General features: G+C 69.8%; 20 protein-coding genes. 7 read left to right on the top strand and 13 right to left on the bottom strand.

The window, feature by feature from the left end; all coding sequences use genetic code 11:
• Positions 1–31 precede the first annotated feature (31 nt).
• The 3 genes from rplT to infC all read right to left on the bottom strand — a co-directional run bounded on the left by rplT (position 32) and on the right by infC (position 1,437).
• Positions 32–421 carry a 50S ribosomal protein L20 gene (gene rplT / locus G4X40_RS18575; RefSeq protein WP_277834652.1) on the bottom strand — a complete coding sequence of 130 codons (390 nt, stop codon included), beginning with the start codon at positions 419–421 and terminating at the stop codon, positions 32–34.
• A gap of 61 nt (positions 422–482) precedes the next feature.
• Positions 483–677 carry a 50S ribosomal protein L35 gene (rpmI, locus tag G4X40_RS18570; protein WP_277834650.1) on the bottom strand — a complete coding sequence of 65 codons (195 nt, stop codon included), beginning with the start codon at positions 675–677 and terminating at the stop codon, positions 483–485.
• Positions 678–771: 94 nt separating this feature from the next.
• Complete coding sequence (infC, locus tag G4X40_RS18565) at positions 772–1,437, bottom strand: translation initiation factor IF-3 (RefSeq protein WP_277834724.1); 666 nt, start codon at positions 1,435–1,437, stop codon at positions 772–774.
• A 298-nt stretch (positions 1,438–1,735) separates the two neighbouring features.
• Between infC and G4X40_RS18560 the strand changes: the two genes are divergently transcribed.
• The 3 genes from G4X40_RS18560 to G4X40_RS18550 all read left to right on the top strand — a co-directional run bounded on the left by G4X40_RS18560 (position 1,736) and on the right by G4X40_RS18550 (position 5,611).
• Entirely contained in the window at positions 1,736–2,098 is a 363-nt protein-coding gene (locus tag G4X40_RS18560; protein ID WP_277834649.1) for a DUF1844 domain-containing protein, read from the top strand.
• A 136-nt stretch (positions 2,099–2,234) separates the two neighbouring features.
• Positions 2,235–3,023 carry an ABC transporter ATP-binding protein gene (locus tag G4X40_RS18555; protein WP_277834648.1) on the top strand — a complete coding sequence of 263 codons (789 nt, stop codon included), beginning with the start codon at positions 2,235–2,237 and terminating at the stop codon, positions 3,021–3,023.
• A gap of 74 nt (positions 3,024–3,097) precedes the next feature.
• Positions 3,098–5,611 (top strand): ABC transporter permease, encoded by a 2,514-nt coding sequence (locus G4X40_RS18550; RefSeq protein ID WP_277834723.1) that lies wholly within the window; start codon positions 3,098–3,100, stop codon positions 5,609–5,611.
• A 79-nt stretch (positions 5,612–5,690) separates the two neighbouring features.
• On the opposite strand, the gene G4X40_RS18545 is transcribed toward G4X40_RS18550, so the two are convergent.
• Together G4X40_RS18545 and uvrA are read right to left on the bottom strand one after the other, a co-directional pair.
• Positions 5,691–8,024: an ATP-binding protein gene (locus tag G4X40_RS18545; RefSeq protein WP_277834647.1), complete on the bottom strand. Its 2,334-nt coding sequence runs from the start codon at positions 8,022–8,024 to the stop codon at positions 5,691–5,693.
• A 98-nt stretch (positions 8,025–8,122) separates the two neighbouring features.
• Positions 8,123–11,098, bottom strand: coding sequence for an excinuclease ABC subunit UvrA (gene uvrA, locus G4X40_RS18540; protein ID WP_277834646.1), 2,976 nt, complete (start codon positions 11,096–11,098; stop codon positions 8,123–8,125).
• Positions 11,099–11,301: 203 nt separating this feature from the next.
• Between uvrA and G4X40_RS18535 the strand changes: the two genes are divergently transcribed.
• Entirely contained in the window at positions 11,302–11,985 is a 684-nt protein-coding gene (locus tag G4X40_RS18535) for an MBL fold metallo-hydrolase (protein WP_277834645.1), read from the top strand.
• Between the two features lie 147 nt (positions 11,986–12,132).
• Positions 12,133–14,385, top strand: coding sequence for an ATP-binding domain-containing protein (locus tag G4X40_RS18530; protein WP_277834644.1), 2,253 nt, complete (start codon positions 12,133–12,135; stop codon positions 14,383–14,385).
• Here G4X40_RS18530 and G4X40_RS18525 read toward each other — a convergent pair whose 3' ends face one another.
• From G4X40_RS18525 to uvrB, 3 genes are all read right to left on the bottom strand, one after another.
• Positions 14,386–14,838, bottom strand: coding sequence for a universal stress protein (locus G4X40_RS18525; RefSeq protein ID WP_277834643.1), 453 nt, complete (start codon positions 14,836–14,838; stop codon positions 14,386–14,388).
• A gap of 265 nt (positions 14,839–15,103) precedes the next feature.
• Complete coding sequence (locus G4X40_RS18520; RefSeq protein WP_277834642.1) at positions 15,104–15,970, bottom strand: SCO6745 family protein; 867 nt, start codon at positions 15,968–15,970, stop codon at positions 15,104–15,106.
• Between the two features lie 51 nt (positions 15,971–16,021).
• The gene (gene uvrB, locus G4X40_RS18515) at positions 16,022–18,181 is read right to left on the bottom strand and encodes an excinuclease ABC subunit UvrB (protein ID WP_277834641.1); all 2,160 of its coding nucleotides are present in this window, start codon (positions 18,179–18,181) and stop codon (positions 16,022–16,024) included.
• 43 nt (positions 18,182–18,224) lie between these two features.
• On the opposite strand from uvrB, the gene G4X40_RS18510 reads away from it, so the two are divergent.
• Positions 18,225–18,752, top strand: coding sequence for a DUF402 domain-containing protein (locus tag G4X40_RS18510; RefSeq protein WP_277834639.1), 528 nt, complete (start codon positions 18,225–18,227; stop codon positions 18,750–18,752).
• Here G4X40_RS18510 and coaE read toward each other — a convergent pair.
• Complete coding sequence (gene coaE, locus G4X40_RS18505) at positions 18,739–19,914, bottom strand: dephospho-CoA kinase (RefSeq protein ID WP_277834722.1); 1,176 nt, start codon at positions 19,912–19,914, stop codon at positions 18,739–18,741. The two genes, G4X40_RS18510 and coaE, sit on opposite strands and share 14 nt — an antisense overlap.
• Positions 19,915–20,042: 128 nt before the next feature.
• Positions 20,043–21,512 (bottom strand): 30S ribosomal protein S1, encoded by a 1,470-nt coding sequence (rpsA, locus tag G4X40_RS18500; RefSeq protein WP_277834637.1) that lies wholly within the window; start codon positions 21,510–21,512, stop codon positions 20,043–20,045.
• 195 nt (positions 21,513–21,707) lie between these two features.
• Between rpsA and G4X40_RS18495 the strand changes: the two genes are divergently transcribed.
• The gene (locus G4X40_RS18495) at positions 21,708–22,559 is read left to right on the top strand and encodes a class I SAM-dependent methyltransferase (protein WP_277834636.1); all 852 of its coding nucleotides are present in this window, start codon (positions 21,708–21,710) and stop codon (positions 22,557–22,559) included.
• Positions 22,560–22,579: 20 nt separating this feature from the next.
• On the opposite strand, the gene G4X40_RS18490 is transcribed toward G4X40_RS18495, so the two are convergent.
• From G4X40_RS18490 to G4X40_RS18480, 3 genes are read right to left on the bottom strand one after another with little or no spacing between them, the layout of a single operon-like run.
• Positions 22,580–23,332 (bottom strand): amino acid ABC transporter ATP-binding protein, encoded by a 753-nt coding sequence (locus G4X40_RS18490; RefSeq protein WP_277834721.1) that lies wholly within the window; start codon positions 23,330–23,332, stop codon positions 22,580–22,582.
• Positions 23,333–23,355: 23 nt separating this feature from the next.
• Positions 23,356–24,348, bottom strand: a complete 993-nt coding sequence (locus G4X40_RS18485; RefSeq protein ID WP_277834635.1) for an amino acid ABC transporter permease — start codon at positions 24,346–24,348, stop codon at positions 23,356–23,358.
• On the bottom strand, positions 24,345–25,208 hold the full coding sequence (locus G4X40_RS18480; protein WP_277834720.1) for an ABC transporter substrate-binding protein: 864 nt from the start codon (positions 25,206–25,208) through the stop codon (positions 24,345–24,347). Before G4X40_RS18480 ends, G4X40_RS18485 begins: the two co-directional genes overlap by 4 nt.
• Between the last annotated feature and the right edge of the window lie 102 nt (positions 25,209–25,310).

Genomic DNA, 25,310 nt, shown 5'->3' with positions numbered 1-25,310 from the left:
CTCAGACTGTCCCGATGCGCCTTACGCAGGCTCAGGCGGCGTCCTCGGCGGGCGCGTTCACGTCGGCCGGCAGCGCGGCCTTGGCGACGGCGACCAGGCCGGCGAAGGCCTCGGCGTCGGACACGGCCAGCTCGGCCAGGTTCTTGCGGTCGACCTCGACACCGGCGGCCTTGAGGCCCTGGATGAACCGGTTGTAGGTGATGTCGTTCAGGCGCGCGGCCGCGTTGATGCGGGCGATCCACAGCTTGCGGAACTCGCTCTTACGCGCCCGGCGGTCGCGGTAGGAGTACTGCATCGAGTGGAGCATCTGCTCCTTGGCCTTGCGGTACAGCCGCGACCGCTGTCCGCGGTAGCCGCTGGCCGACTCGAGCGTAGTCCGACGCTTCTTCTGGGCGTTGACGGCCCTCTTCACGCGTGCCACTGAAATGTCCTGTCGATCTCGGGGGTGCGGTCAGCACCCGAAGCTGGGCTGGAGGGTCTGGTCAGATGCCGAGCAGGCGCTTGATGCGCGGTGCATCCTGCTCGCTGACGACGGCCTTGCCGTCGAGACGGCGGGTGACCCGGCTGGACTTGTGCTCGAGCAGGTGGCGACGGCCGGCCTTCTGGCGCAGCACCTTGCCGCTACCGGACACCTTGAACCGCTTCGCGGTACCGCTGTGGGTCTTCGACTTGGGCATGTGATCCTCAGTTCTTCTACGAATTCCTACCGGCGGCGCGGACACCCGAGGGTGCCGGCCACCGCATGTGGCTGTGCGTGGTCTTGTGTGTCCGTCAGGACTTGGGTTGGGCCTGGTCCGGCTGCGCGGCGGGTGCCGGCGCGGGCTTCGGGGCGGCCGACGCGGAGGCGGCCTCCTGAGCCTTCACCCGGGTCTTCTGGCCCTTGTGCGGGGCCAGCACCATCGTCATGTTGCGGCCGTCCTGCTTCGCCGAGGTCTCCACGAAGCCCAGGTCCGCCACATCGGCGGCCAGTCGCTGCAGCAGCCGGAAACCGAGTTCCGGACGGGACTGCTCGCGGCCACGGAACATGATGGTGACCTTGACCTTCGACCCGGCCTCGAGGAAGCGCACGACATTGCGCTTCTTGGTCTCGTAGTCGTGATCGTCGATCTTCGGGCGGAGCTTCTGCTCCTTGATCACGGTCAGCTGCTGGTTCTTGCGCGATTCGCGCGCCTTCTGCGCGGCCTCGTACTTGAACTTGCCGTAATCCATGATCTTGCACACGGGCGGCCGGGCGTCCGGCGCCACCTCGACGAGGTCGAGGTCGGCCTCCAGGGCCAGGCGGAGTGCATCTTCAACGCGCACGATGCCGACTTGCTCGCCCCCCGGTCCGACCAGTCGGACCTCGGGAACTCGGATGCGATCGTTGATGCGGGTCTCGGCGCTGATGGGGCCTCCTAGGTAGTGCCGCGATGACTGACAGTGCAAGTTGTCTCGCAGCCGCAGGCCGGCACGACAATTTGCCTTTCACGACCGTTTCAGCGGCGCCACCTTCGGCCCCCAACAAAAAGACCCTGCCGCCCGCATCGATCAGATCGACGCGCCGTACAGGGTCCGTTGCCGACCGGTCCACGTCCACCACAGGCTTCGCACCTGTCGCGAGACTTCGCCCTCTGCGAGGGAGCCCCGCAAGCGGGGCGACCGGACCACTGCGACAATGCTGCCGAGCGGTGGGAGCGGACTCCACTTGCTGCCCCCGAGCGTTCCGGGAGCGGTCGTGGGTGAAAGGCTACCAGCCATGACGGAAAACTCCCACACGCCCACCTCCGGCGATGCCGACTCGGTCCGCGAGCTCGTCGAGGTCCCCGCGATCGAGGTGATCTCCCGCGCCGCGGTGATGCTGATGAGCTCGGCCGCCGAGAAGCTCGGACTGTCCGACGAGGACCCCGACAACAGCCCGTACCGCGACCTGGACGAGGCACGGCGCATCATCACCGCGCTGGCCGGCCTGATCACGTCGTCGCTGGAGTATCTCGGGCCGCACGCCGGGCCGCTGCGCGACGGACTGCAGGCGCTGCAGCGTGCGTTCCGCGAGGCGTCCTCGCACCCGGACGAGCCTGGGAAGGGTCCGGGCGAGAAGTACACCGGCCCGGTGTACTGACCCGCAACGCGACCACCCGCCCCGCGCAGACCCCACGTGAAGTTTCAGGGGATTCCCGGATGGCGGAACCCGCGGCCGCTTGTCAGAGTTGGCAGAGAAGAGTGAACGCACGACTCTGCCGACAGGAAGGCCGCACATGACGATCCCGCCGCCGCCCGAGCGCTCCGGCGCGCCGGTGCTCACCGACGTCCCCGACGAGATCACCGCGGCCCGGGCCGTGCACCTGAGCAAGTACTACGGCTCCGGCGACACCCAGGTCCGCGCGCTCGACGACGTGTCGGTCGCGTTCCGCCGCGGCGAGTTCACCGCCATCATGGGGCCGTCCGGCTCGGGGAAGTCGACGCTCATGCACTGCCTCGCCGGGCTGGACTCCGCGAGCGACGGTTCGGTGATCATCGGCGACACCGAGCTGCGCGGACTGTCCGACAAGGAGATGACCCGGCTGCGGCGGGACCGGATCGGATTCGTCTTCCAGGCGTTCAACCTGGTCCCGACGCTGACCGCGCTGGAGAACATCACGCTGCCGTCCGACATCGCGGGCCGCAAGCCCGACCGGGACTGGCTGGACTCCGTCGTCGGCAGGCTCGGGCTGCGCGACAGGCTCGATCACCGGCCGTCCGAGCTGTCCGGCGGACAACAGCAGCGGGTGGCCTGTGCACGGGCGCTCGCCGGCCGGCCCGACATCATCTTCGGCGACGAGCCGACCGGCAACCTCGACTCGCGCTCCTCCGGCGAGGTGCTCGGCATCCTGCGCAGTTCGGTCACCGACCTCGGCCAGACCGTGGTCATCGTCACCCACGATCCGCGCGCCGCCGGTTACGCCGACCGGGTGGTGTTCCTCGCCGACGGCCGCATCGTCGACGAGTTGCGCGACCCCACCGCCGACACCGTGCTCGATCGGATGAAGAACCTCGAGGCGGTCTGAGCATGACCGGATCCAACGGAGCCGCGGCCGGCGACACCGCGGGGGCGACGCGCGCGCTGCCCGCCACCAAGGCCATGCGCCGGGTGTCGCTGCGCAACCTCGCCGCGCACAAGGTCCGACTGGTGCTGACGGTGCTGTCGGTGGTGCTGGGCACCGCGTTCGTGACCGGTTCGTTCGTGTTCACCGACACCCTGCACAGCACGTTCAACGGCATCTTCGCGAACACCACCCAGAACGTCGACGTCCAGGTGAGCGCCAAGGACACCTGGGCGGTCGGGGTCCCCAACGAGGATGTCGCGAAGATCAAGGCGTTGCCGAACGTGCGGGTGGTCGACCCGCAGATCTCCGGGCAGATCGTGCTGATCGGTTCGGACGGCACGCCGGTGCGCAGCGGCGGCGCCCCCAGCATCGGGCTCGCCTACCAGCCGCCCGAGCAGACGCTGGCGCAGCCGATGCACATCGTCTCCGGCACCGCACCGCAGCAGCCGGGGCAGATCGTCCTCAACGAGGGCGCCGCCTCGCTTGCCGGAATCCAGGCCGGCGGCCACGCGAAGATCCTCGTGCCCACCGTGGGCATGCAGGACGTGACCGTCACCGGCATCTACTCGATGTCCACCGACACCGGCGGGTTCGTCGGCGCCGCGTTCACCGAGGCACAGGCCCGCTCGCTGTTCACCGACGGCCGGCATGTGCGCTCGGTCGACGTGGCGGGCAGCGACGGGATCTCCCAGACCGCGTTGCGCGACGAGATCGCCAAGGCGCTACCCACCCTGGACGTGAAGACCGCGGACCAGGTGCGGTCGGAGAACCAGCAGACCATCGACAACGCGCTCAAGTTCGTGAACTATTTCCTGCTGGCATTCGGCGCGATCGCGCTGCTGGTCGGCACGTTCATCATCTACAACACGTTCTCGATGATCGTGGCGCAGCGACTGCGCGAACTGGCGCTGCTCCGCGCCATCGGCGCCAGCCGCGAACAGGTCAGCCGGTCGGTGCTGCTGGAGGCGGTGATCGTCGGCCTGATCGGCAGTGTGGTCGGCCTCGGCGTCGGCGTCGGGCTCGCGTACGGCCTGCGCGCACTGCTGAACGCGTTCCACCTGGGCATCCCCAGCGGGCCGCTGGACCTGGAGCCGCGCACGGTGGTGCTGGCGCTGGTGGTCGGCATCGTGGTGACCGTCGTGAGCGCGTACGCACCGGCCCGGCGCGCGGCGAGGATCCCCCCGGTGGCCGCGATGCGCGAGGAACATGCCTCCGCCGCCGGCACCCTGCACCGACGCACCATCGCGGGCGCGGTGCTCGGCGTCGTCGGCATCGCCGGGATCATCGCCGGCGTGCTGTCGACGAGTACCGGACCGGCCGCGACGTTCGTGGGCATCGGCGCGTTCTGCCTGATCATCGCCGTACTACTGGCGGCGCCGGCCATGGCGCTGCCGGTCGTGCGGGCGCTGGGCGCGGTACTGACCGCACCGTTCGGCGCGATCGGGCGACTCGCCCGCACCAACGCCGTACGCAATCCCCGCCGGACCGCGGCCACCGCGTTCGCGCTGACACTGGGCCTGATGCTGGTGACCACCATCGCCGTGTTCGGCGCGTCGGCCCGCGCGAGCGTCGACCAGCAGGTCAACCACGGGGTGACCGCCGACTTCATCCTCAGCGGACCGAACACCGTCGGGGTGCCCGTCGGTGCGGCCACCGCCGCCGCGAAGGTCGACGGGGTCTCGCAGACGGTGCAGTTCCATCCCACCCGCGTCAAGCTCGACGGCAAGACCGTCGGCGGCCTCGGGGTCGACGGCGACCTGACCGCGGGCCTGCGCGTCGAGATGGCCTCCGGCAAGGCGGACTTGACCGGCAGCGGCATGATCGTCTCTGAGTCGGCCGCCGCCGAGCACCACTGGGGCCTGGGCACGTCGGTGACGATGACCGGCGCGAACGGCAGCCCGGTTGCGAGCACGGTGACCGGTATCTTCCGCGACAACCAGTTGCTCGGCGACTGGGTGCTCGGGCCCCAGAGCTACCACCGGCTGACGCCGTCGATCTCCGTGGTGGACTCGGTCGTCCTGATCACCACCGCCACGGGAGTCGACCAGCCGGCAGTGCAGGCGAAGCTGCAGAAGGCCGTCGACCCCTTCGTGGTCGTGCAGGTGCTCGACAAGGATCAGTTCAAGGGTCAGCAGGGCCAGCAGATCGATTCGCTGCTGGCGATCCTGTACGGCCTGCTCGCGTTGGCGATCGTGATCGCGATCCTCGGCATCATCAACACGCTGGCGCTGTCGGTGGTCGAGCGTCGGCGCGAGATCGGCATCCTGCGTGCGGTCGGCATGCAGCGGTTCCAGGTGCGCCGGGCCATCTATCTCGAGTCGATGCTCATCGCGCTGTTCGGCGCCGCGGTCGGCATCGTGCTCGGCTTGGTGTTCGGCGCGGCCTTCGTGCACACGCTGCGCAGCTCGGGCCTGGACACCATCTCGATCCCCTGGGGTCAGGCGGTGGCGATGCTGGTCGGTTCGGCCGTGGTCGGCGTGGTCGCGGCCCTGTGGCCCGGTGTGCGGGCCGCCCGCACCCGCCCGCTCGAGGCGATCGCAGACCTGTAGCCGGTGCGGGTGGGTGGGCCGATCCGGACGCGGTCCACCCACCCCGGCGCCGCCGAGGCGCCGGATACCGGGGCCGGGGTCACCCGTCTGCGCCGTCCCCGGGGCCGGCGGTGTGCTGCAGCACCCACGCGACGATCTGGACACGCGAGGCGAACCCCAGCTTGTCGCGGATGTGCTCGACGTGCCCGTCGATCGTCCGCCGGGAGAGCACCAGCCGCTCGGCGATGGCCTTGTTCGTCATGCCCTGGGCGACCAGTTCCGCCACCTGCCACTCCCGCCTGGTGAGCCGGACGCCGCCCTCGGGCGCCGGAGGCTCGCCGCGGGGCCGCTCGTGGAGCGCACGCTCGATCGCCTCTTCGAGCGGCGTCGTCCGGCCCCGGTCGAGCTCGGCCGTGAACCGCTTGCCGCCGAGAGCATCGCGCGCCTGGTCCACGCACGCGTCATGGCAGGTGACCAGGCTCTCGAACGTCGCCATCGGGCTGCCGGTGGCGGTGAACTGCGCATCCGCCGCACCCATCAGGAACGCGGCGAGTTCGGGATCGTCGTCCACCCGCGCCCAGGCGAGTTCCTCGAAGCACCAGGCACAGCCGAAGCGGTTGTCCAGCAGTCGAAGCAGGCGCAGCGCCTCCTCGAGGAGTGCGACGCCACGCCCACGGCGGCCCCGTCGCCACAGCGCCGACCCGTAGTCGGACATCGACATCGCCCGCCACATGGTCCCACCGCGCGGCGCGGTGAGCTCCAGTTGTTCCTCGTAGACCGTCGACGCGCGTTCGAGGTCGCCCGCGGTGTAGATGGTGCACCCGAGCCAGTACAGCGCCGGGACGAGCTTGCCGAGATCCGAACTCGCCCGGAACCGGTCGACCGCGCGCTCGAGCTGCGCGATCCCGCGCGCGAGGTCGCCCTCGGTGACGGTCACGACGCCCTCGGCGAAGTCCGCAAGGGCGGTGGCGGCCGGGTCCTGCATCTCGTCAGCCAGGCGGCGCGCCTCGGCGGCCAGGGCGGACCCGGCGGCGACATCGCGTTGCAGCGCCGCCAGCAGGGCGTCGGCCGCCACCGCGTCCAACCGGGCCGGCGCCGATCCACCGTCGCCGCCGAGCATGCGGTCGAGCCAGTACCGCCCCTCGCCGAACTTGCCGCGAATGATCCAGTACTCGTGCAGAGCGCCCGCCGCGCGCAGCGCATCCTCGACCGGAAGCTGTTCTCCGAGAGCGGTTTCCAACGCTGCCCGCACATTGGGTTGCTCGCGGTCCAGCCGCACGGCCCAGTCGTGCTGGCGGGGACCGATCCACTCGTCCCTGGCGCGCAGCACCAGACGCAGATACCACCGTCGGTGCCGCAGGCGCAGCGCCGCCCACTCCGCGTCGGACAGCCGCCCCCGTCCATAGTCGCGCAGGGTCTCGAGCATCCGGTAACGGACGGTCGGACCCTGCCCCTCGCCGATGAGGACAGGCTTGTCGACCAGCGAGCTGATCAGATCGAGCAGATCCTCGTCTGCGGCATCCTCCCCGAGTACGCCCTCGGCCGCCTCCAGGTCGAAGCTGCCCGCGAAGACGGCCAGGCGTGCCCACAACCGCTGCTCCGGCTTCGAGCACAACGCGTGGCTCCAGTCGATGCTCAGCCGGAGCGTCTGCTGCCGGCTGGGCGCGTTCCGACTGCCGCGGGTCAGCAGCCGGAAGCGGTCGTTCAGGCGCCGGAGCACCTCGTCGGCCGACATCACCCGAAGCCGCGTCGCGGCCAGTTCGATCGGCAGCGGCAGGCCTTCGAGCCGCCTGACGATCTGCTGCACGGCCGTCCGGTTCCGGTCGGTGATCGCGAAGTCGGGCGCCGCCGCGTGTGCGCGCTGCTCGAACAATTCCATCGCGCCGCCGTCCGGTGCAGCCGTGAGTTGCCCGCCCGCCCCCGCGCCCCCGACCGTGGGATCGGGTGGCACGCCCAGCGGCGGAACCCGCAACACGACCTCGCCGGACACCTCCAGCGGCTCCCGGCTCGTCGCGAGCACGCACAGATCCGGGCACCCGCGGGTCGACTCCGCGACGAGGCCCGCAACCGCGACGACGAGGTGTTCACAGTTGTCCAGTACCAGCAGCGTGCGCCCGCGGTCGAGATGCTCGATCAGGACCGCGCGCGACGGCCGGGCCGACCTGTCCTGGATGCGCAGGGCGTGGACCACGGTCTGGTCGACAAGTGCGGGTTCGGACAGCTCGCTCAGATCGACGAACCACGTCCCGCCGGGGAACGACCGTCGGACCTCCTCGGCGACGCGCAGCGCCAACCGCGTCTTGCCGACCCCGCCCAGGCCGGTCAGGGTCACCACGCGCGACCGCGACAGCAGGCGCCGTACCTCGGCGATCTCCGATCGTCGGCCGACCAGCCCGGTGAGCTCGAGCGGCAGATATCCCTGCGTGACCGTCATGACCGACCGTGCCAACCCTCAGATGCCGGCGACTCCGGCACCCGACGATTTTACGTCGCCGGACGGCCTCACCGGACGGAGAAGTCCGGCTGCCGCCGTCAGCGCACGCGCGCGGTGGCCTTCTTCTTCGCCGACGGCTTCTCCGCGGCGGCGGTCTTGGAGGCCTTGGCGCCCTTGGCCGTCCGCGTCGACCGACGCGCCGGCGAGCGGTGCGCCGTCCCCGCAAGGACCTCGCGCAGGAACCGCCCGGTGTAGCTCGAATCGACCCCGGCCACGTGCTCGGGGGTGCCGGTGGCGACCACCGTGCCGCCGCCCGAACCGCCCTCCGGCCCCATGTCGATCAGCCAGTCCGACGTCTTGATCACGTCCAGGTTGTGCTCGATGACGATGACCGTGTTGCCCTTCTCCACCAGGCCGTTGATCACCTTGAGCAGCTTGCGGATGTCCTCGAAGTGCAGGCCGGTGGTCGGCTCGTCGAGCACGTACACGGTGCGGCCGGTCGAGCGCTTCTGCAGTTCGGCCGCCAGTTTGACGCGCTGCGCCTCGCCGCCCGACAGCGTCGGCGCGGGCTGACCCAGCCGCACATAGCCGAGGCCAACGTCGACCAGCGTCTTGAGGTACCGATGGATCGAGGTGACCGGCTCGAAGAACCCGGCGGCCTCCTCGATCGACATGTCGAGCACCTCGGAGATCGTCTTGCCCTTGTAGTGCACCTCCAGGGTTTCGCGGTTGTACCGCGCCCCGTGGCACACCTCGCACGGCACGTACACGTCCGGCAGGAAGTTCATCTCGATCTTGATGGTGCCGTCACCCGAGCAGGCCTCGCAGCGGCCGCCCTTGACGTTGAACGAGAACCGCCCCGGCTGGTAGCCACGCACCTTCGCCTCGGTGGTCGCGGCGAACAGTGTGCGGATCTTGTCGAAGACTCCCGTGTAGGTGGCCGGGTTCGACCGCGGAGTGCGGCCGATCGGCGACTGGTCGACCTGGACCAGCTTGTCGAGCTGATCGAGGCCGGTCACGCGGGTGTGCCGGCCGGGCACCTGGCGAGCGCCGTTGAGCTTGTTCGCCATCACCGTCGCAAGGATGTCGTTGACCAACGTCGACTTGCCGGAGCCCGACACCCCCGTGACCGTGGTCAGCACGCCCAGCGGGAAGCTGACGTCGATGTCCTGCAGGTTGTGCTCGCGGGCCCCCTTGACCACCACCTGCCGCGCGGAGTCGACCGTACGGCGCTCCTGCGGCACCGGGATCTGCTCGCGGCCGGACAGATAGGCGCCGGTGAGCGAGTGCTCGTTGTCCAGCAGCTCCCGGTAGGTGCCGCTGTGCACCACCTTGCCTCCGTGCTCACCGGCGAGCGGGCCGATGTCGACCACCCAGTCGGACGTACGGATGGTGTCCTCGTCGTGCTCGACGACGATCAGCGTGTTGCCCAGGTCACGCAGCCGGGTGAGCGTCTCGATCAGCCGGTGGTTGTCGCGCTGGTGCAGGCCGATGGACGGCTCGTCGAGCACGTACAGCACGCCGACGAGCCCGGAGCCGATCTGCGTGGCCAGCCGGATGCGCTGCGCCTCGCCGCCCGACAGAGTCCCGGCGGCGCGGTCGAGCGAGAGGTACTCCAGGCCCACGTCGAGCAGGAAGCCGAGCCGCGCCTGCACCTCCTTGAGCACCTGGCCGGCGATCGCCTCCTCCCGGGTGCCGAGCGTCAGATGGTTGAGGAACCGCGCGCACTCGGCGATCGAGAGCGCGCAGACCTCGGCGATCGACAGGTGGCCCCGGTCCCCGGCGGCGATCGTCACCGAGAGGATCTCGGGCCGCAGCCGGGCCCCCGCACACGCGGGGCACGGCACGTCGCGCATGTACCCCTCGTAGCGGTCCTTCATCTGCTCGGATTCGGTCTGCTCGAGCCGCCGGTGCAGGAACGGCATGACGCCCTCGAACTCGGCATAGTACGAGCGGGTGCGGCCGTACCGGTTGCGGTACTTCACGTGCACCTGCTCGGGACTGCCCTCGAGCACCGCCTTGCGCACCTTCGCGGGCAGCTGCTTCCACGGGGTTTCGAGGTCGAACTCGAGCACGTCCGCGAGCCCGGACAGCAGCCGGGTGAAGTATTCGGAGCTCTGCCCCATCGACCACGGCGCGATGGCGCCCTCGGCGAGACTGAGCTCCGGATCGGGCACGACCAACTCCGGGTCGACCTCCTTGCGGATCCCCAGACCACTGCACTCGGGGCACGCACCGTACGGCGAGTTGAACGAGAACGAGCGCGGCTCGAGGTCGTCGATCGCCAGCGGGTGCCCGTTCGGGCAGGCCAGCTTCTCCGAGAAGCGGCGCTCGCGGTCCGGTGCGTTCTCGTCGCGGTCGACGAAATCGAGCACGACGATGCCGTCGGCGAGCCCCAGCGCGGTCTCCACCGAGTCGGTAAGCCGCTGCTTGGCGGACGCCTTGACCGTCAGCCGGTCGACGACGACCTCGATGTCGTGCTTCTCCTGCTTCTTCAGCTTCGGCGGATCCGACAACTGGTGCACCACCCCGTCCACCCGGATACGGGCGAAACCCTGCATGTTCAGCTGCTCGAACAGGTCGACGAACTCCCCCTTGCGGGTGCGCACCACCGGCGCGAGCACCTGGAACCGGGTGCCCTCCTCCATGTCGAGCACCTGGTCGACGATCTGCTGCGGGGTCTGCCTGGCGATCTGCTCGCCGCACACCGGACAGTGCGGGGTGCCCGCGCGGGCGTACAGCAGGCGCAGGTAGTCGTAGACCTCGGTGATGGTGCCGACGGTCGACCGCGGGTTGCGGTTGGTGGACTTCTGGTCGATCGACACCGCCGGCGAGAGACCCTCGATGAAGTCGACGTCGGGCTTGTCCATCTGGCCGAGGAATTGGCGTGCGTAGGCGGACAGCGATTCGACATAGCGCCGCTGTCCCTCGGCGAAGATCGTGTCGAAGGCCAGGCTGGACTTGCCGGAACCGGAGAGCCCGGTGAAGACGATGAGGCTGTCCCGGGGCAGATCGAGGTCGACACCCCGCAGGTTGTGTTCCCGGGCACCGCGCACGATGAGGCGATCGGCCACGAATCATCCTTCCGAAAGTTCATCCCACAGGTTCATGTCCCCAGGGTCACGCCGCGGGGCTTCGCACCGCGTCCCGGCGCACGCCGCACGGCATTCGCCACTCGGCCCCACCATGCTAGGTGCGGGTACCGACAACGTCCGGTCAGACCGCGTCGGGGCGGTACCCTGCGACGGCTCCGGGCCGTCCCGGTAGCGTGCCGCACATGGGTTCAGATGTGATGGAGATCAATGACGCCTACAGCGGCTCGGTGACGCCCGGGGGCACCCCGCAGCGCCGGACCATCCCCGGAGCGACGATCACCAAGATCTCCGTCGGCCCGATGGACAACAACGCCTACCTCGTCGTGTCGACGGCGACCGGACAGTCGCTGCTCATCGACGCCGCCAACGATTCCGAGCGACTCACCAAGCTCGTCGACGACCATGCCCCCCTGCTCGCCCTCATCGTCACCACCCACCAGCACGGCGACCACTGGCAGGCGCTCGCCGACATCGCCGGCGGGACCGGCTCCCCCACCGCGGCCCACCCGCTGGACGCAGCGGCGCTGCCTGTCAAGCCCGACCGCGAGCTGGCCGACGGCGACAGCTTCACCGTCGGCGACCTCACCTTCGACGTCATCCACCTGCGCGGCCACACCGTCGGCTCGGTGGCACTGGCGCTGACGGTCGACGGACTCACCCACCTGTTCACCGGCGACAGCCTCTTCCCGGGCGGTCCCGGGAAGACCGGCAACCCGGCCGACTTCACCTCGCTGATGGACGACCTGGAGCGCCGCGTCTTCGAGCGCTTCGACGACGCGACGGTCGTGTACCCGGGACACGGCGCGGACACCACGCTCGGCGCGGAACGTCCGCACCTCGCGGAGTGGCGGGCCCGCGGCTGGTGAGCCCCGGGGCCGCCGCAGGTGGCGGCGGCCGGGGGCGCCGCAACCGGCCCCTGGGCTAAACTTCTTGGTCTGCTTTCACCGCGGATCCCGGCGCCCGACAGGCGCCGGGAAGCGGTTCGACGCACCCGAGGAGAGTCGTCCACCATCGTGACGGACAACACCGGCGAGATCGCCGCCGAACAGGCCCACCTGACAACGCTCTACCAGCACCTGGACGCGTTGCGCGTCTACGCGCGATCCCGGCTCAGCACGGTCCTGCTCGAGTCCGGGGGCACCCCGCAGGCGCGTTCCGAACGCGAGTCGTTCAGCGCGATGTACGCCGAGGACCTCGCCAAGTACGACGCCGCCGAGAACGGGCTGTGCTTCGGCCGGCTCGACATGGCCGACGGCGAGACGCGGCACATCGGGCGCCTCGGCCTGCTCGACGAGGACAACGACTACGAGACGCTGCTGCTGGACTGGCGCGCCCCGCTCGCGCGCCCGTTCTACCTGGCCACCCCCGCCTCCCCCGACGGGGTGAGCCTGCGCCGGCACATCCGCAGCCGCGGCCGCACGGTCACCTCCATCGGTGACGAGCACCTGGATCTGCGGGAGGGCGACAGCGGCACCGGCGCGGGCGGCGTCGCCGGCGAGGGAGCGCTGCTCGACGCGCTGAACGCTGCCCGCACCGGCCAGATGAACGACATCGTCGAGACGATCCAGGGCGAGCAGGACCGGATCATCCGCTCCGAACACAAGTCGGTGATGGTGGTGCAGGGCGGTCCCGGCACCGGCAAGACCGCCGTCGCACTGCACCGCGCCGCATACCTGCTGTACACGTACCGAAAGCAGTTGGCCCGCAGCGGTGTCCTGATCATCGGGCCGAACGAGACGTTCCTCGACTACATCGGCCAGGTGCTGCCCTCGCTGGGCGAGACCGGCGTGCTGCTCTCCACCATCGGCAACCTCTATCCGGGAGTGCATGCGACGGTGGAGGATTCGATCGAGGCCGGCACCATCAAGGGGTCGACCGACATGGTCGACGTACTGCGCAACGCGGTGCGCGACCGACAGCAGGTGCCGACCTCGCCGATCGAGATCCGCTACGACACCTACACGCTCGCGCTGGACCGCAAGATGTGCACCCGTGCGCGCGGTCGGGCGCGGTCCTCGCGCCGCCCGCACAACCTCGCTCGGCCGCTGTTCGCCTCGATGATCGTCGACGCGCTGGCCGAGAAATTCGCGGCGGTCGTCGGCGAGAACCTCGTCGACGGCTCGAACCTGCTCTCGCGCAGCGACATCGCCGACATCCGCGACGAGATGCGCCACGACCCCGAGGTGCTGGCGGCGATCGATCGGCTCTGGCCCGAGCTGACCCCGCAGCAGGTGCTGTCGGACCTGCTGCGCTCCGCGAAGCGGCTCGCCACCGCCGCACCGGAACTGACCGACGCCCAGCGCGCCGCGCTGCTGCGCACCGCGGCCGGGTTCAGCGCCGCCGACGCTCCCCTGCTCGACGAGCTCGCCGAGTTGCTGGGCATCGACGAGTCCGCCGAGCAGGACCGCCGGGCCCGCCAGTGGCGCAAGCAGATCGCCGACGCGCAGGGGGCGCTGGACATCCTCACCGGGTCCGCACCCCAGGATCTCGAGGACGACCTGGACCCCGAGATCCTGATGGCGTACGACCTGATCGACGCAGGCCAGTTGGCCGAACGACAGCGTTCGACCGACAACCTGACCACCGCCGAGCGCGCGGCCGGCGACCGTACCTGGACCTACGGGCACGTGATCGTCGACGAGGCCCAGGAACTCTCGGAAATGGCGTGGCGGATGCTGATGCGCCGCTGCCCGAACCGGTGGATGACGGTGGTGGGCGACACCGCCCAGACCGGCGACCCGGCCGGCAGCAGTTCCTGGAATGCGGTGCTCGAACCCTATGTGGCACAGCGCTGGAAGCTGCACGAGCTGACCGTCAACTACCGCACACCCAGCGAGATCATGGATGTGGCGACGGGGGTCCTCGAGCGGATCGCGCCGGAGCAGACGCCGCCGCGCTCGATCCGTTCCTCGGGCCGGCTGCCGTGGGCCCGCAAGGTCCGGCCGGACGAGCACCTCGACGCGCTGCGGGCGGCGCTGGCCGAGGTACCCGCGGGCCGACTGAGCGCGGTCCTCGTGCCGAACGGCACCGTGGACGACTACCGTGAGCTGACCGCCGGTGAGGTCAGCGTGCTGACCGTCGGCCAGGCGAAGGGACTGGAGTTCGACGCGGTGTTCATCGTGGAGCCGCAGGCGATCGTCGACGAATCGTCCCGCGGACTCAACGACCTGTACGTGGCGCTGACCCGCGCCACGCAACAGCTCGGGATCGTGCACAGCCTCGACCTGCCGCCGGTGCTCGACGGACTGGCCGAGGCCGCCGCGTGATCAGCGGACGGTGTGCACGATCAACACGTCGCAGTCGGACTTGCGGGCGACGTCGGACGGCACGGAGCCGAGCAGCCGGCCGGTGAGCGTGTTCAGCCCGCGGTTGCCGACGACCAGCAGGTCGCCCTCGACCTCGTCGACCAGCCCGAGCAGCGACTCGACCGGCGCCCCGACGATGGAACGCTCGACGACCGTGTGCGCACCGGCGGCCTGCGCGCGCTCCTTGGCGGTCCGCAGGATCTCGTAGGTCGGCGCCGCGCCGCGCACCTGGTAGGCGTCCTCGCCCAGCTTGTCGGCCGCGGACTCGACGTCGCGCGGATCGGACGGGAAGTAGGCGCACGCGATGACGAGCTTGCTGTCGGCTCCGGCCGCCAGTGCACCGGCCTTCTCCACTGCCTTCATCGACGAATCGGAGCCATCGGTTCCGACGACGATGGTGCGGTAGGCGGTCATGCAGTCCTCCATGGATCATGGTTGTCATGAGCGGGGCGCGACACGGGGTGCACATCGACCCGCGCTGAGAGTATCGCCATCGCAGTGCTGCGATGGCGTTTTGCCGCGCGTCGTCGTGCACCGTCTGTGAGCGCTGTGCTCGTTGCAGGTGTCGATCATAGGCATGATCGCCGCGAAAACCCCTGCTGCAGTGGCGAGAGAGCATCCGCGCGCTCGACTGTGATCCGCCTCGCACCGGCACTGCTCGTCGTCTTCGGTACCCGCGTCAGTACTTGCCCCAGCGCGGCCCGAAGATCTGCGCGGGGAACGCCCCCGACTCGACAACCGCCCGGCGGATCGGCTCGGCCAGTTCGGCCAGCCGCGCGAGCCCGTCGTCGCCGAGTTCCGACCACGCGGGCAGCGCGAGGTCGTCGGTCAGGTCCTCGACGACCTGCCGTGTCTCCGCACCCAATTCGGTCAGCTCGCCGGAACTGCCGAGCAGTTCGCGGTCGCGCAGGTCGCCGACCGCGGTGTCCCACTGCTGCTGCGACCAGCCCCGACGGCTGCGAGCGGCGTCGGCGGTGAAACCGGTGCCCGTCGCGGTGTGCGTGATCAGCGCTTCGATCCCGGACAGCCCTGCGGCCTGCAACGCCACCATGTGACCGTCGCCGCGGTACTCGCGCAACAGGGTCAACGCATGCCAGAGCGACAGGTGCGGCTGCTCCGGCCACGGCACCTGGGCGTGGGCGGCGAACAGCGGCCGCCCCTCCGGCCGGGCGGCGCGGGCCGCGATGGCGGCCAGTTCGGCGGCCTCGGCCAGCTCGGGCGAGCCGATGCGGTCCGCCCCGAGGATGCGGCGCAACGCGCCATCCGCGCCGGCGTACCTCGCTGCGACAATCTGCTCGGGGGACGCGAGTTCCCATGCGCGCGGGATGAATCGGGCAACCAGTTCGGGGTTGAACGTGTAGAAGGTCGCCGCGACCACGGCAGCGCCGACCGCTCCCATCGCCGCCGACCTGCTCGCGAAGTACGGCATGCCACCGGGTTCGAGGCCGACGCCGGCGAGGCTCTCGCCCATCTCCGGGGCGAAGTACGACATCGCGTGGATCTGGTCGAGGGCCTTTGCCTGCCTGCCAGCAGAATTCGCGTCCATGGGACGACGGTAACGCACCGCCGGTGCGTCGCGCGCACGGCGGAGCCGGGCTCACTTCAGCCCGGCCGCGTCCATTCCGCGCAGTTCCTTCTTCAGGTCGGAGATCTCGTCGCGCAGCCGTGCGGCCAGCTCGAACTGCAGGTCGCGCGCGGCGTTCATCATCTGGTCCGAGAGCGAGGAGATCAGGTCCGCCAGTTCGGCGCGCGGCATCGACTTGACGTCGCGGCCCTCGTACACGCCCGCGCTGACAGCCCGGCCGCTCTCGCCCTGTGCTCGCCGTCCGCGGCTCGCGTTGCGACCGGACCCGCCGACCTCCACCAACTCGGTGTCCTCGGCCTCTTCGTAGACCTGGTCGAGGATGTCGGCGATCTTCTTGCGCAGCGGCTGCGGGTCGACACCCATCTCCGTGTTGTAGGCGACCTGCTTCTCGCGGCGGCGCTCGGTCTCCTCGATGGCGTTCGCCATCGAATCGGTGATCTTGTCGGCGTACATGTGCACCTCGCCGGACACGTTGCGGGCGGCGCGGCCGATGGTCTGGATGAGGCTGCGGGTGCTGCGCAGGAAGCCTTCCTTGTCGGCGTCGAGGATCGCCACCAGCGACACCTCGGGCAGGTCGAGACCCTCACGCAGCAGGTTGATGCCGACCAGCACGTCGTACTCGCCGAGGCGCAACTGCCGCAGCAACTCCACCCGGCGCAGCGTGTCGATGTCGGAGTGCAGGTAGCGCACCCGGATGCCCAGCTCGAGCAGATAGTCGGTCAGGTCCTCGGCCATCTTCTTGGTCAGCGTGGTGACCAGCACGCGCTCGTCGCGCTCGGCTCGGCCGCGGATCTCGTGCACCAGGTCGTCGATCTGCCCCTTCGTCGGCTTGACCACGACCTTCGGGTCGATCAGACCCGTCGGGCGGATCACCTGCTCGACGAACTCGCCGCCGGCCGCACCCATCTCGTAGTCGCCGGGGGTGGCGGACAGGTACACCGTCTGTCCGATCCGCGCGGCGAACTCGTCCCAGGTCAGCGGGCGGTTGTCGACCGCCGACGGCAGCCGGAACCCGAAGTCTACGAGGTTGCGCTTGCGGGACATGTCGCCCTCGTACATGGCGCCGATCTGCGGCACGGTCACGTGCGATTCGTCGATGACCAGCAGGAAATCGTCCGGGAAGTAGTCGATCAGCGTCGCGGGCGCGGACCCCGCGGGCCGGCCGTCGATGTGCCGCGAGTAGTTCTCGATGCCGGAGCAGAACCCGACCTGTTTGATCATCTCGATGTCGTAGTTGGTGCGCATGCGCAGCCGCTGCGCCTCGAGCAGCTTGCCGCGGTTCTCCAGGTCGGAGAGCCGCTCCTCGAGTTCGGCCTCGATGTCGCGGACCGCGCGTTCCATCCGCTCGGGGCCCGCGACGTAGTGGGTCGCCGGGAAGATCCGCAGCGAGTCGACCCGCCGGACCACGTCCCCGGTCAGCGGGTGCAGGTAGTACAAACCCTCGATCTCGTCACCGAAGAACTCGATGCGCACGGCCAGTTCCTCGTAGGCCGGGATGATGTCGACGGTGTCGCCCTTGACCCGGAACGTGCCGCGGGAGAACGCCATGTCGTTGCGGGTGTACTGGACGTCGACCAGCAGTCGCAGCAGCGCGTCGCGCGGCACCTCGACACCGACCTCGAGCTGGACCGAGCGGTCCAGGTACGACTGCGGTGTACCCAGGCCGTAGATGCACGACACCGAGGCGACCACCACGACGTCGCGGCGCGAGAGCAGCGCGGAGGTGGCCGAGTGGCGCAACCGCTCCACGTCGTCGTTGATCGACGAGTCCTTCTCGATGTAGGTGTCGGTCTGCGCGATGTACGCCTCGGGCTGGTAGTAGTCGTAGTACGAGACGAAGTACTCGACGGCGTTGTGCGGCAACATCTCCCGCAGCTCGTTGGCCAACTGGGCGGCCAGGGTCTTGTTCGGCGCCATCACCAGTGCGGGGCGCTGGAGCTGCTCGATCATCCATGCCGTGGTGGCCGACTTGCCGGTGCCGGTCGCGCCGAGGAGCACCACGTCCTTCTCCCCCGCGGTGATCCGCTTGGTCAGCTCGGCGATGGCCTGCGGCTGGTCGCCCGCCGGCTGGTGCTCGCTGACCACCTCGAAACGCCCCTCGGTGCGCTCGATCTCGCCGACCGGCCGGAACTCCGAGTGGGCCAACACCGGATGCTCTGCTGCGAAAGCCATGAGACCAGGGTAAACGCCGCCACCGACAAGGTAGGTTGCGCACATGAACGGCACCGAGCCGGCCCGGCCCGCGGTCCATCCCCCCAAGCACGAGACGTTCGATCTCGTCGCGATGACCAACACCGACCCGAAGGGGTTCGTCCGGCCGGTCGAGCGTTACGACCGCCGGCCGTGGGGCCTGTACATGGCCCGCACCGCCGACCATCCGCGCTTCGACTACCTCGAGTCGTGGCTGCTTCCGGAACTGGGGCTGCGCGCGACGATCTTCCACTTCACCGCCGGGCACGAACAGGACCAGGACCACTACCTGGACGTCGGCGAGTTCACCGACGGCGGCGCTGTGTGGACGTCCGTGGACCACTACCTGGACCTGGTGGTCCGCACCGGCCGCGACACCCGCCTGCTCGACGTCGACGAGTTGCTCGACGCGCGGGTCGCGGGGCTGCTCGACGGCCCGGTCGCCGAGGCGGCGGTCCACCGGGCGGCGGCCGCGATCGACGGCCTCGCCGCGCACGGACACGACCTCGGCCGCTGGCTGGACTCGCTGGGGATGCCGATCAGCTGGCGGTGATGGTCCAGCCCGCCGCGTCCGCCCAGGCGAGGGCGCCCTCGCGGTGGGCCTGCAGCCACTGCCGCTGGGTGCTGCCGCTGTGCACGCTCCCCGCGTAGTCGGCGCGGGTGGCCGCATCGGCGCGCAGCCAGTCGCGCAGGATCAACGCACAGTGCTCCCCCGCCGAACCGCTCTCGCGGACATGGATCATCGCCGGACGGTCCGGGTCGGCCGCCCCGTGCAGTCGCAGGTCGCCATCGGACGGATCGTCGGCCAGGCAGTCCGCCAGGTCCTCGTCGATCAGGTCCCCGTCGGCGCGGTCGTGCTGCCGCGGGAACCCGGCGGCGGCCAGCACATCGGCAAGTTCGTCGGCGACCGCCATGCTCGGCACGCAGACCTGCAGGTCGATCACGTCGCGCGCGGCGAGTCCGGGCACCGCCGTCGGCCCGATGTGGTCCACCCGTACCGCACGGTCGCCGCACGCCGCGCGCAGCCTGGCCGCCAGCCGCTCGCCCTGCCGCGCCCAATCGGGGTCCGACTCGACGAGGATCTGCGAGCAGCGGGCCGGGGTACCGGTCAGCAGGTTGCGCTGGTAAGGCCGCAGCCGCTCCTCCCACAGTTCGTCGACCGCGGCGGCCAGGTCCGCGGGGTCGCCGGTGTTGTCCAGCCACACGTCGGCGGCCAGGCGGCGCTGGTCGTCGTTCGCCTGCGCCGCCACCCGCGCCCGTGCGTCGGCCTCGGGGATGCCGCGGAAGTTCACCAGCCGGCGGATCCGTTCCTCGACGTCGGCGTGGACGATCACCACGATGTGGAACGCCGGGGCCAGACCGCCCTCCACGAGCAGCGGGATGTCCTGGACGACGACCGCATCTGGGCCGGCGCCCTCGACCAGTTCGGCTGTGCGCGCACCGATCAGCGGATGCAGGATCGCGTTGAGCCGGCCCCGGGCCTCGTCGGAGGCGAAGGCCTTGGCGGCCAGGCCCGGGCGGTCGAGCGTGCCGTCGGCGGCCAGAATGTCCTCGCCGAACGCCTCCACCAGGGCGGCGAGTCCGGGGGTCCCCGGCTCGACGACCTCGCGGGCGATCAGGTCTGCGTCGACGATCACCGCGCCCTTGGCCGCCAGCGCCTTGGACACCGTCGACTTGCCGGCTCCGATACCTCCGGTCAATCCCACTCTCAGCACGGCCACGAGTCTTCCACACGCTCCCCGGACGCGACCGGGCCCCGACCCTCTGGTGAGGATCGGGGCCCGGTTGATCAGGCGGATCAGGTGACCGTCATCGGACGGTCGCCATCAGGCAGCCCGTGCGATCAGGCGTTACCCGACAGCTTCTCGCGGAGCGCGGCCAGCTGTGCGTCGCTCGCGAGGGAGCCACCGGACGAACCGGTGCCCGCGTCACGGGACTCGGCGCCACTCTCCGAGGAGTAGTTGGTGCCGGCGGCACCCGCTGCGGCCTCGGCGGCCTCGTCGGCAGCCATCTTCTCCATCTGAGCGGTGTGCATCTTGTGGCGACGCTCGGCCTCGGCGTAGCGGCCTTCCCACTCTTCACGCTGCTTGTCGAAGCCCTCGAGCCACTCGTTGGTCTCGGCGTCGAAGCCCTCGGGGAAGATGTAGTTGCCCTGCTCGTCGTAGCTGTCGGCCATGCCGTACTTCGACGGGTCGAACTCTTCCGTGTAGTCCTCGTTCGCCTGCTTGAGCGACAGCGAGATGCGGCGACGCTCCAGGTCGATGTCGATGACCTTGACCATCGCGTCGTCGCCGACGGACACGACCTGGTCCGGAACCTCCACGTGGCGCTCGGCCAGCTCGGAGATGTGCACCAGGCCCTCGATGCCCTCCTCGACGCGGACGAATGCGCCGAACGGAACGAGCTTGGTGACCTTGCCCGGCACGATCTGACCGATCGCGTGGGTGCGGGCGAACTGACGCCACGGGTCTTCCTGGGTGGCCTTGAGCGACAGGGACACGCGCTCGCGGTCCATGTCCACGTCGAGGACCTCGACGGTGACCTCGTCGCCGACCTGCACGACCTCGGACGGGTGGTCGATGTGCTTCCAGGACAGCTCGGAGACGTGCACCAGACCGTCGACGCCGCCGAGGTCGACGAACGCGCCGAAGTTGACGATCGAGGACACGACGCCCTTGCGGACCTGGCCCTTCTGCAGCTGGTGCAGGAACTCGCTGCGGACCTCGGACTGGGTCTGCTCGAGCCAGGCGCGACGCGACAGGACCACGTTGTTGCGGTTCTTGTCCAGCTCGATGATCTTGGCCTCGATCTCCTTGCCGACGTACGGCTGGAGGTCGCGGACGCGGCGCATCTCGACCAGCGACGCCGGCAGGAAGCCGCGCAGGCCGATGTCGAGGATCAGGCCACCCTTGACAACCTCGATGACGGTGCCCTTGACGGCCTCGTCCTTCTCCTTGAGCTCCTCGATGGTGCCCCACGCGCGCTCGTACTGGGCGCGCTTCTTCGACAGGATCAGGCGACCCTCCTTGTCCTCCTTGGTGAGAACAAGGGCCTCGACCTCGTCGCCGACGGAAACGACCTCGTTGGGGTCGACGTCGTGCTTGATCGACAGCTCACGCGAGGGGATGACACCCTCGGTCTTGTAGCCGATGTCGAGCAGGACCTCGTCGCGGTCGACCTTGACGATGGTGCCCTCGACGATGTCGCCATCGTTGAAGTACTTGATCGTCTTGTCGATGGCGGCGAGGAAGTCCTCGGCGGAGCCGATGTCGTTGACGGCTACCTGCGGCGAGGTGGAAGTGGTGGTGGGCATTAGGTGAGTTGCTCCGGAAGGATTGGTATCGGTTGACGGTGTTCGGTCGGACTCACGAGTGCCCGGCGCACCGCGATCGGCATCTCCGGCGAGGAGATCTGCAAGACCCGTGCAGCACTACCGACACTCGCAAGTGTCCAGGCTACTAGACCGACTGTTACCTGGGCAAACCCACCCGGGTAGGTTGCAACCGTCATGAGTGAACACGACCGCCACGCCGCCGCGGAGGCCGCGCTGGGCACCGCCGCCGTCGCCCGCGCCCGGATCGGGACCGAAGCCAGCCAGCAGGCCAGTCGCGCCTGGTGGGACGCCGACGCCGACGCCTACCACCGCACCCACGGCGATTTCCTCGGCGCCGACTCGGACGCCGGCGAGTTCGTGTGGTGTCCGGAGGGCCTGCACGAGGGCGACGTCCACCTGCTCGGCGAGGTCGCGGGCCGGCGGGTCCTGGAGATCGGGTGCGGGTCGGCGCCGTGCGCGCGCTGGCTCGCCGGCCAGGGTGCCGAGGCGGTCGGGCTGGATCTGTCCGGCGGCATGCTCGCGCGCGGGCTGGCCGCGATGGAACGCGGCGGCCCCCAGGTGCCGCTGATCCAGGCGGGGGCCGAATTCCTGCCGTTCGCCGACGCCGGATTCGACCTGGCCTGTTCGGCTTTCGGTGGTGTTCCGTTCGTGGCGGATTCTGCACGGGTGATGCGTGAGGTAGCCCGCGTGCTGCGCCCCGGCGGTCGGTGGGTGTTCTCGGTCAACCACCCGATGCGCTGGATCTTCCCCGACGACCCCGGTCCGGCCGGCCTGGTCGCGACGATGCCGTACTTCGACCGCACCCCGTACGTCGAGGTAGACGCCGCGGGCACGCCGACCTACGTCGAGCACCACCGCACGATCGGTGACCGGGTCCGCGAACTGGTCGCTGCCGGGCTGGTGGTCGACGACATCGTCGAGCCGGACTGGCCCGAGTGGCTCGACCGCGAATGGGGCCAGTGGAGCCCCCTGCGCGGACAGCTCTTCCCCGGCACCGCAATCTTCTGCAGCCACAAGCCGCGGTGAACGCGGCCGCGTAACGCCCGCTAGAGCAGCTTCGACAAGAACGCCTGCGTGCGCTCGTGCCGGGGGTTCGCGAGCAGCTCCCGCGGCGGGCCGGCCTCGACCACGACCCCGCCGTCCATGAACACCAACTCGTCGGCGACCTCGCGCGCGAACCCCATCTCGTGGGTGACGACCACCATCGTCATCCCCGCCGACGCGAGGTCCTTCATCACCCCGAGCACCTCCCCCACGAGTTCGGGATCGAGCGCGGAGGTCGGCTCGTCGAACAGCATCAGCTTCGGTTCCATCGCCAGCGCCCGCGCAATCGCCACCCGCTGTTGCTGACCACCCGAGAGCTGCGCCGGGTACGCATCCGCCTTCACGGCCAGGCCCACCTGGTCGAGCAGCTCACGCGCCCGCTCGACCGCCTGCTTCTTCCGGACCTTCTTGACGAGGATCGGCGCCTCGATGACATTCTCCAGCACGGTCCGGTGCGGGAACAGGTTGAAGTGCTGGAACACCATGCCGATGTCGCGGCGCTGCCGGGCGGCCTGGCGCGGGTGCAGCTCGTACAGCTTGCCGCCGCGCTCGGAGTAGCCGACCAGCTCACCGTCGACATACAGCCGACCGGCGTTGACCCGCTCGAGGTGGTTGATGCACCGCAGGAACGTCGACTTGCCCGAGCCCGAGGGGCCGATCAGGCACAGCACCTTGCCCCGCTCGATCTCGAGCGAGACGCCGCGCAGCACCTTGAGCGCCCCGAAGTTCTTGCAGACGCGGTCGGCCACGACCATCGGCGTCTCGGTGGATTCGGTCGTCATGCGTGCTCTTCTCCCGGTCCCGGCCCGTCGCCCACACCCTGTCCGCCCACCTCGCCCACCTGCTGGGCACGTGCGAGCGCCCGCAACTGCCGCCCCGTCAACGCCCGGGTGGCGCCCTTCGAGTACCGCTTCTCGAGGAAGTGCTGGCCGATCATCAGCACGCTGGTGATCGCCAGATACCAGGTGGCGGCGACCAGCAGCAGCGGGATCGGCTCGAAGATCACCCCGGCGATGTCGCGTTGGCGGCCGTAGAGTTCGAGCGTGTACGGCACCGCGCTGACCAGCGACGTGGTTTTGAGCATCCCGATCAGCTCGTTGCCGGTGGGCGGGATGATCACCCGCATCGCCTGTGGCAGCACCGTGCGCCGCATCGTCTGCGACCACGACATGCCCAGCGCGACCGACGCCTCGCTCTGCCCCTCGTTGACCGAGTTGATCCCGGCGCGCACGATCTCGGCCATGTAGGCGGCCTCGTTCAGGCCCAGTCCGATGACCGCAAAGGCGAAGGCCGCCTGCAGATCCTGCAGGTCGATGTGCGCGAACTGGTGCACGAACGGGATGCCGAGGTCCAGCGTCTTGTAGATCGACGGGAACAGACCCCAGAACACCAGTTGGACGTACACCGGCGTCCCGCGGAACACCCACAGATAGAGCCACGACGAGGTGCGCAGCACCGGATTCGGCGAGAGCCGCATCACCGCGAGCAGCACGCCGAGCACCACCGCGAGCACCATCGCCAGCACGGTGAGCTGGATGGTCTTCCACGCGGCCTCACTGATCCGCGCGTCGAACAGGTAGCGCGCGTACACATCCCACGCGAAGGCCTTGTTCGTGGCCGCCCCATAGGCGAACAGTGCGAACGCGACGGCGATGACGATCGCGGCGATCCACCGTCCGGGCCGGCGCAGCGGCACGGCCTTGATCGGCTCCGGCTCGGCATCGTGGCCGACGGGAGGGCGCGCCTGCCCGGCGGGGTCGGGCCCGGTCATGCCGCGCCGTTGATCTGTGACGTCGTGATCATTCCTGCCTGCAGCCCCCAGTCGTCGGTGATCTGTCGGTACACGCCGGTGTCGATCAGGTGCTGCATGGCCCGCTGCAACGCCGGTCCGAGCGGCGAGCCCTTGCGCACCGGCCAGCCGTAGGGTGCCGAGTCGAACACCTGCCCGTCCATGATCAGTCGGCCCTTGCTGCGCTTGACGGCGTACGCGGTCACCGGCGAGTCCGCGGACAGGGCGTCGACCCGGCCGAGGATCAGCGCGTTGGTCGCCTCGTCCTGGCTGTCGTACTTGACCTTGTCGATGGGCGGCCGGCCCGCGGCGACGCAGGCCTCGCTCTTCGCGGGGATCTCGTCGGTGTCCTGGGTCGTGGTGGTCTGCACCGCCACCCGCAGGCCGCAGGCGTTGTTCGGGTCGATGCGCTCCCCGGTGCGCTGCGCCCACTGCGTCCCCGCCCGGTAGTAGTCGACGAAGTCGACCGCCTTCTCCCGCTCGGGCGAGTCGGTGAACGAGGACATGCCGAGGTTGAAGGTGCCGGCCTGGACCGCGGGGATGATCTTCTCGAAGTCGGACTGCTGGTAGTCCACCCGCAGTCCGAGCACGGCGCCCACCGCGTTGAGCAGGTCCACATCGAAGCCCACGATGTGACCCGACGCGTCCTTGAACTCGTTGGGGGCGTAGGGCGGATTGGTGCCCACGACCAGCCTCCCGGAGGACCTGATGTCCGCGGGCACCAGCGCGGCGATCTCGGGGACCTCGGTCACGTGGACGGCCGTGCGTGGCGGGACCAGACCCTCGTCGTTGTGCGCACAGGCCGACACTCCCAGCAACGCGGCGAGTGCGGTCGACACCATGCAGAGCGACGCCGCCCGGCCGCGGCCGATCCTGCGGGATCCGCGGCCGATCGGCGCGGACGAACCCACGGATCTTCGAACTGGCACCCGGTCAGGGTACGT

The organism is Speluncibacter jeojiensis (assembly GCF_029589495.1).
In the GTDB taxonomy this organism is placed as follows: domain Bacteria; phylum Actinomycetota; class Actinomycetes; order Mycobacteriales; family Mycobacteriaceae; genus Speluncibacter; species Speluncibacter jeojiensis.
The sequence above is the reverse complement of the archived record's forward strand: the minus strand, read 5'-3'. Positions and strand labels throughout refer to the sequence as shown.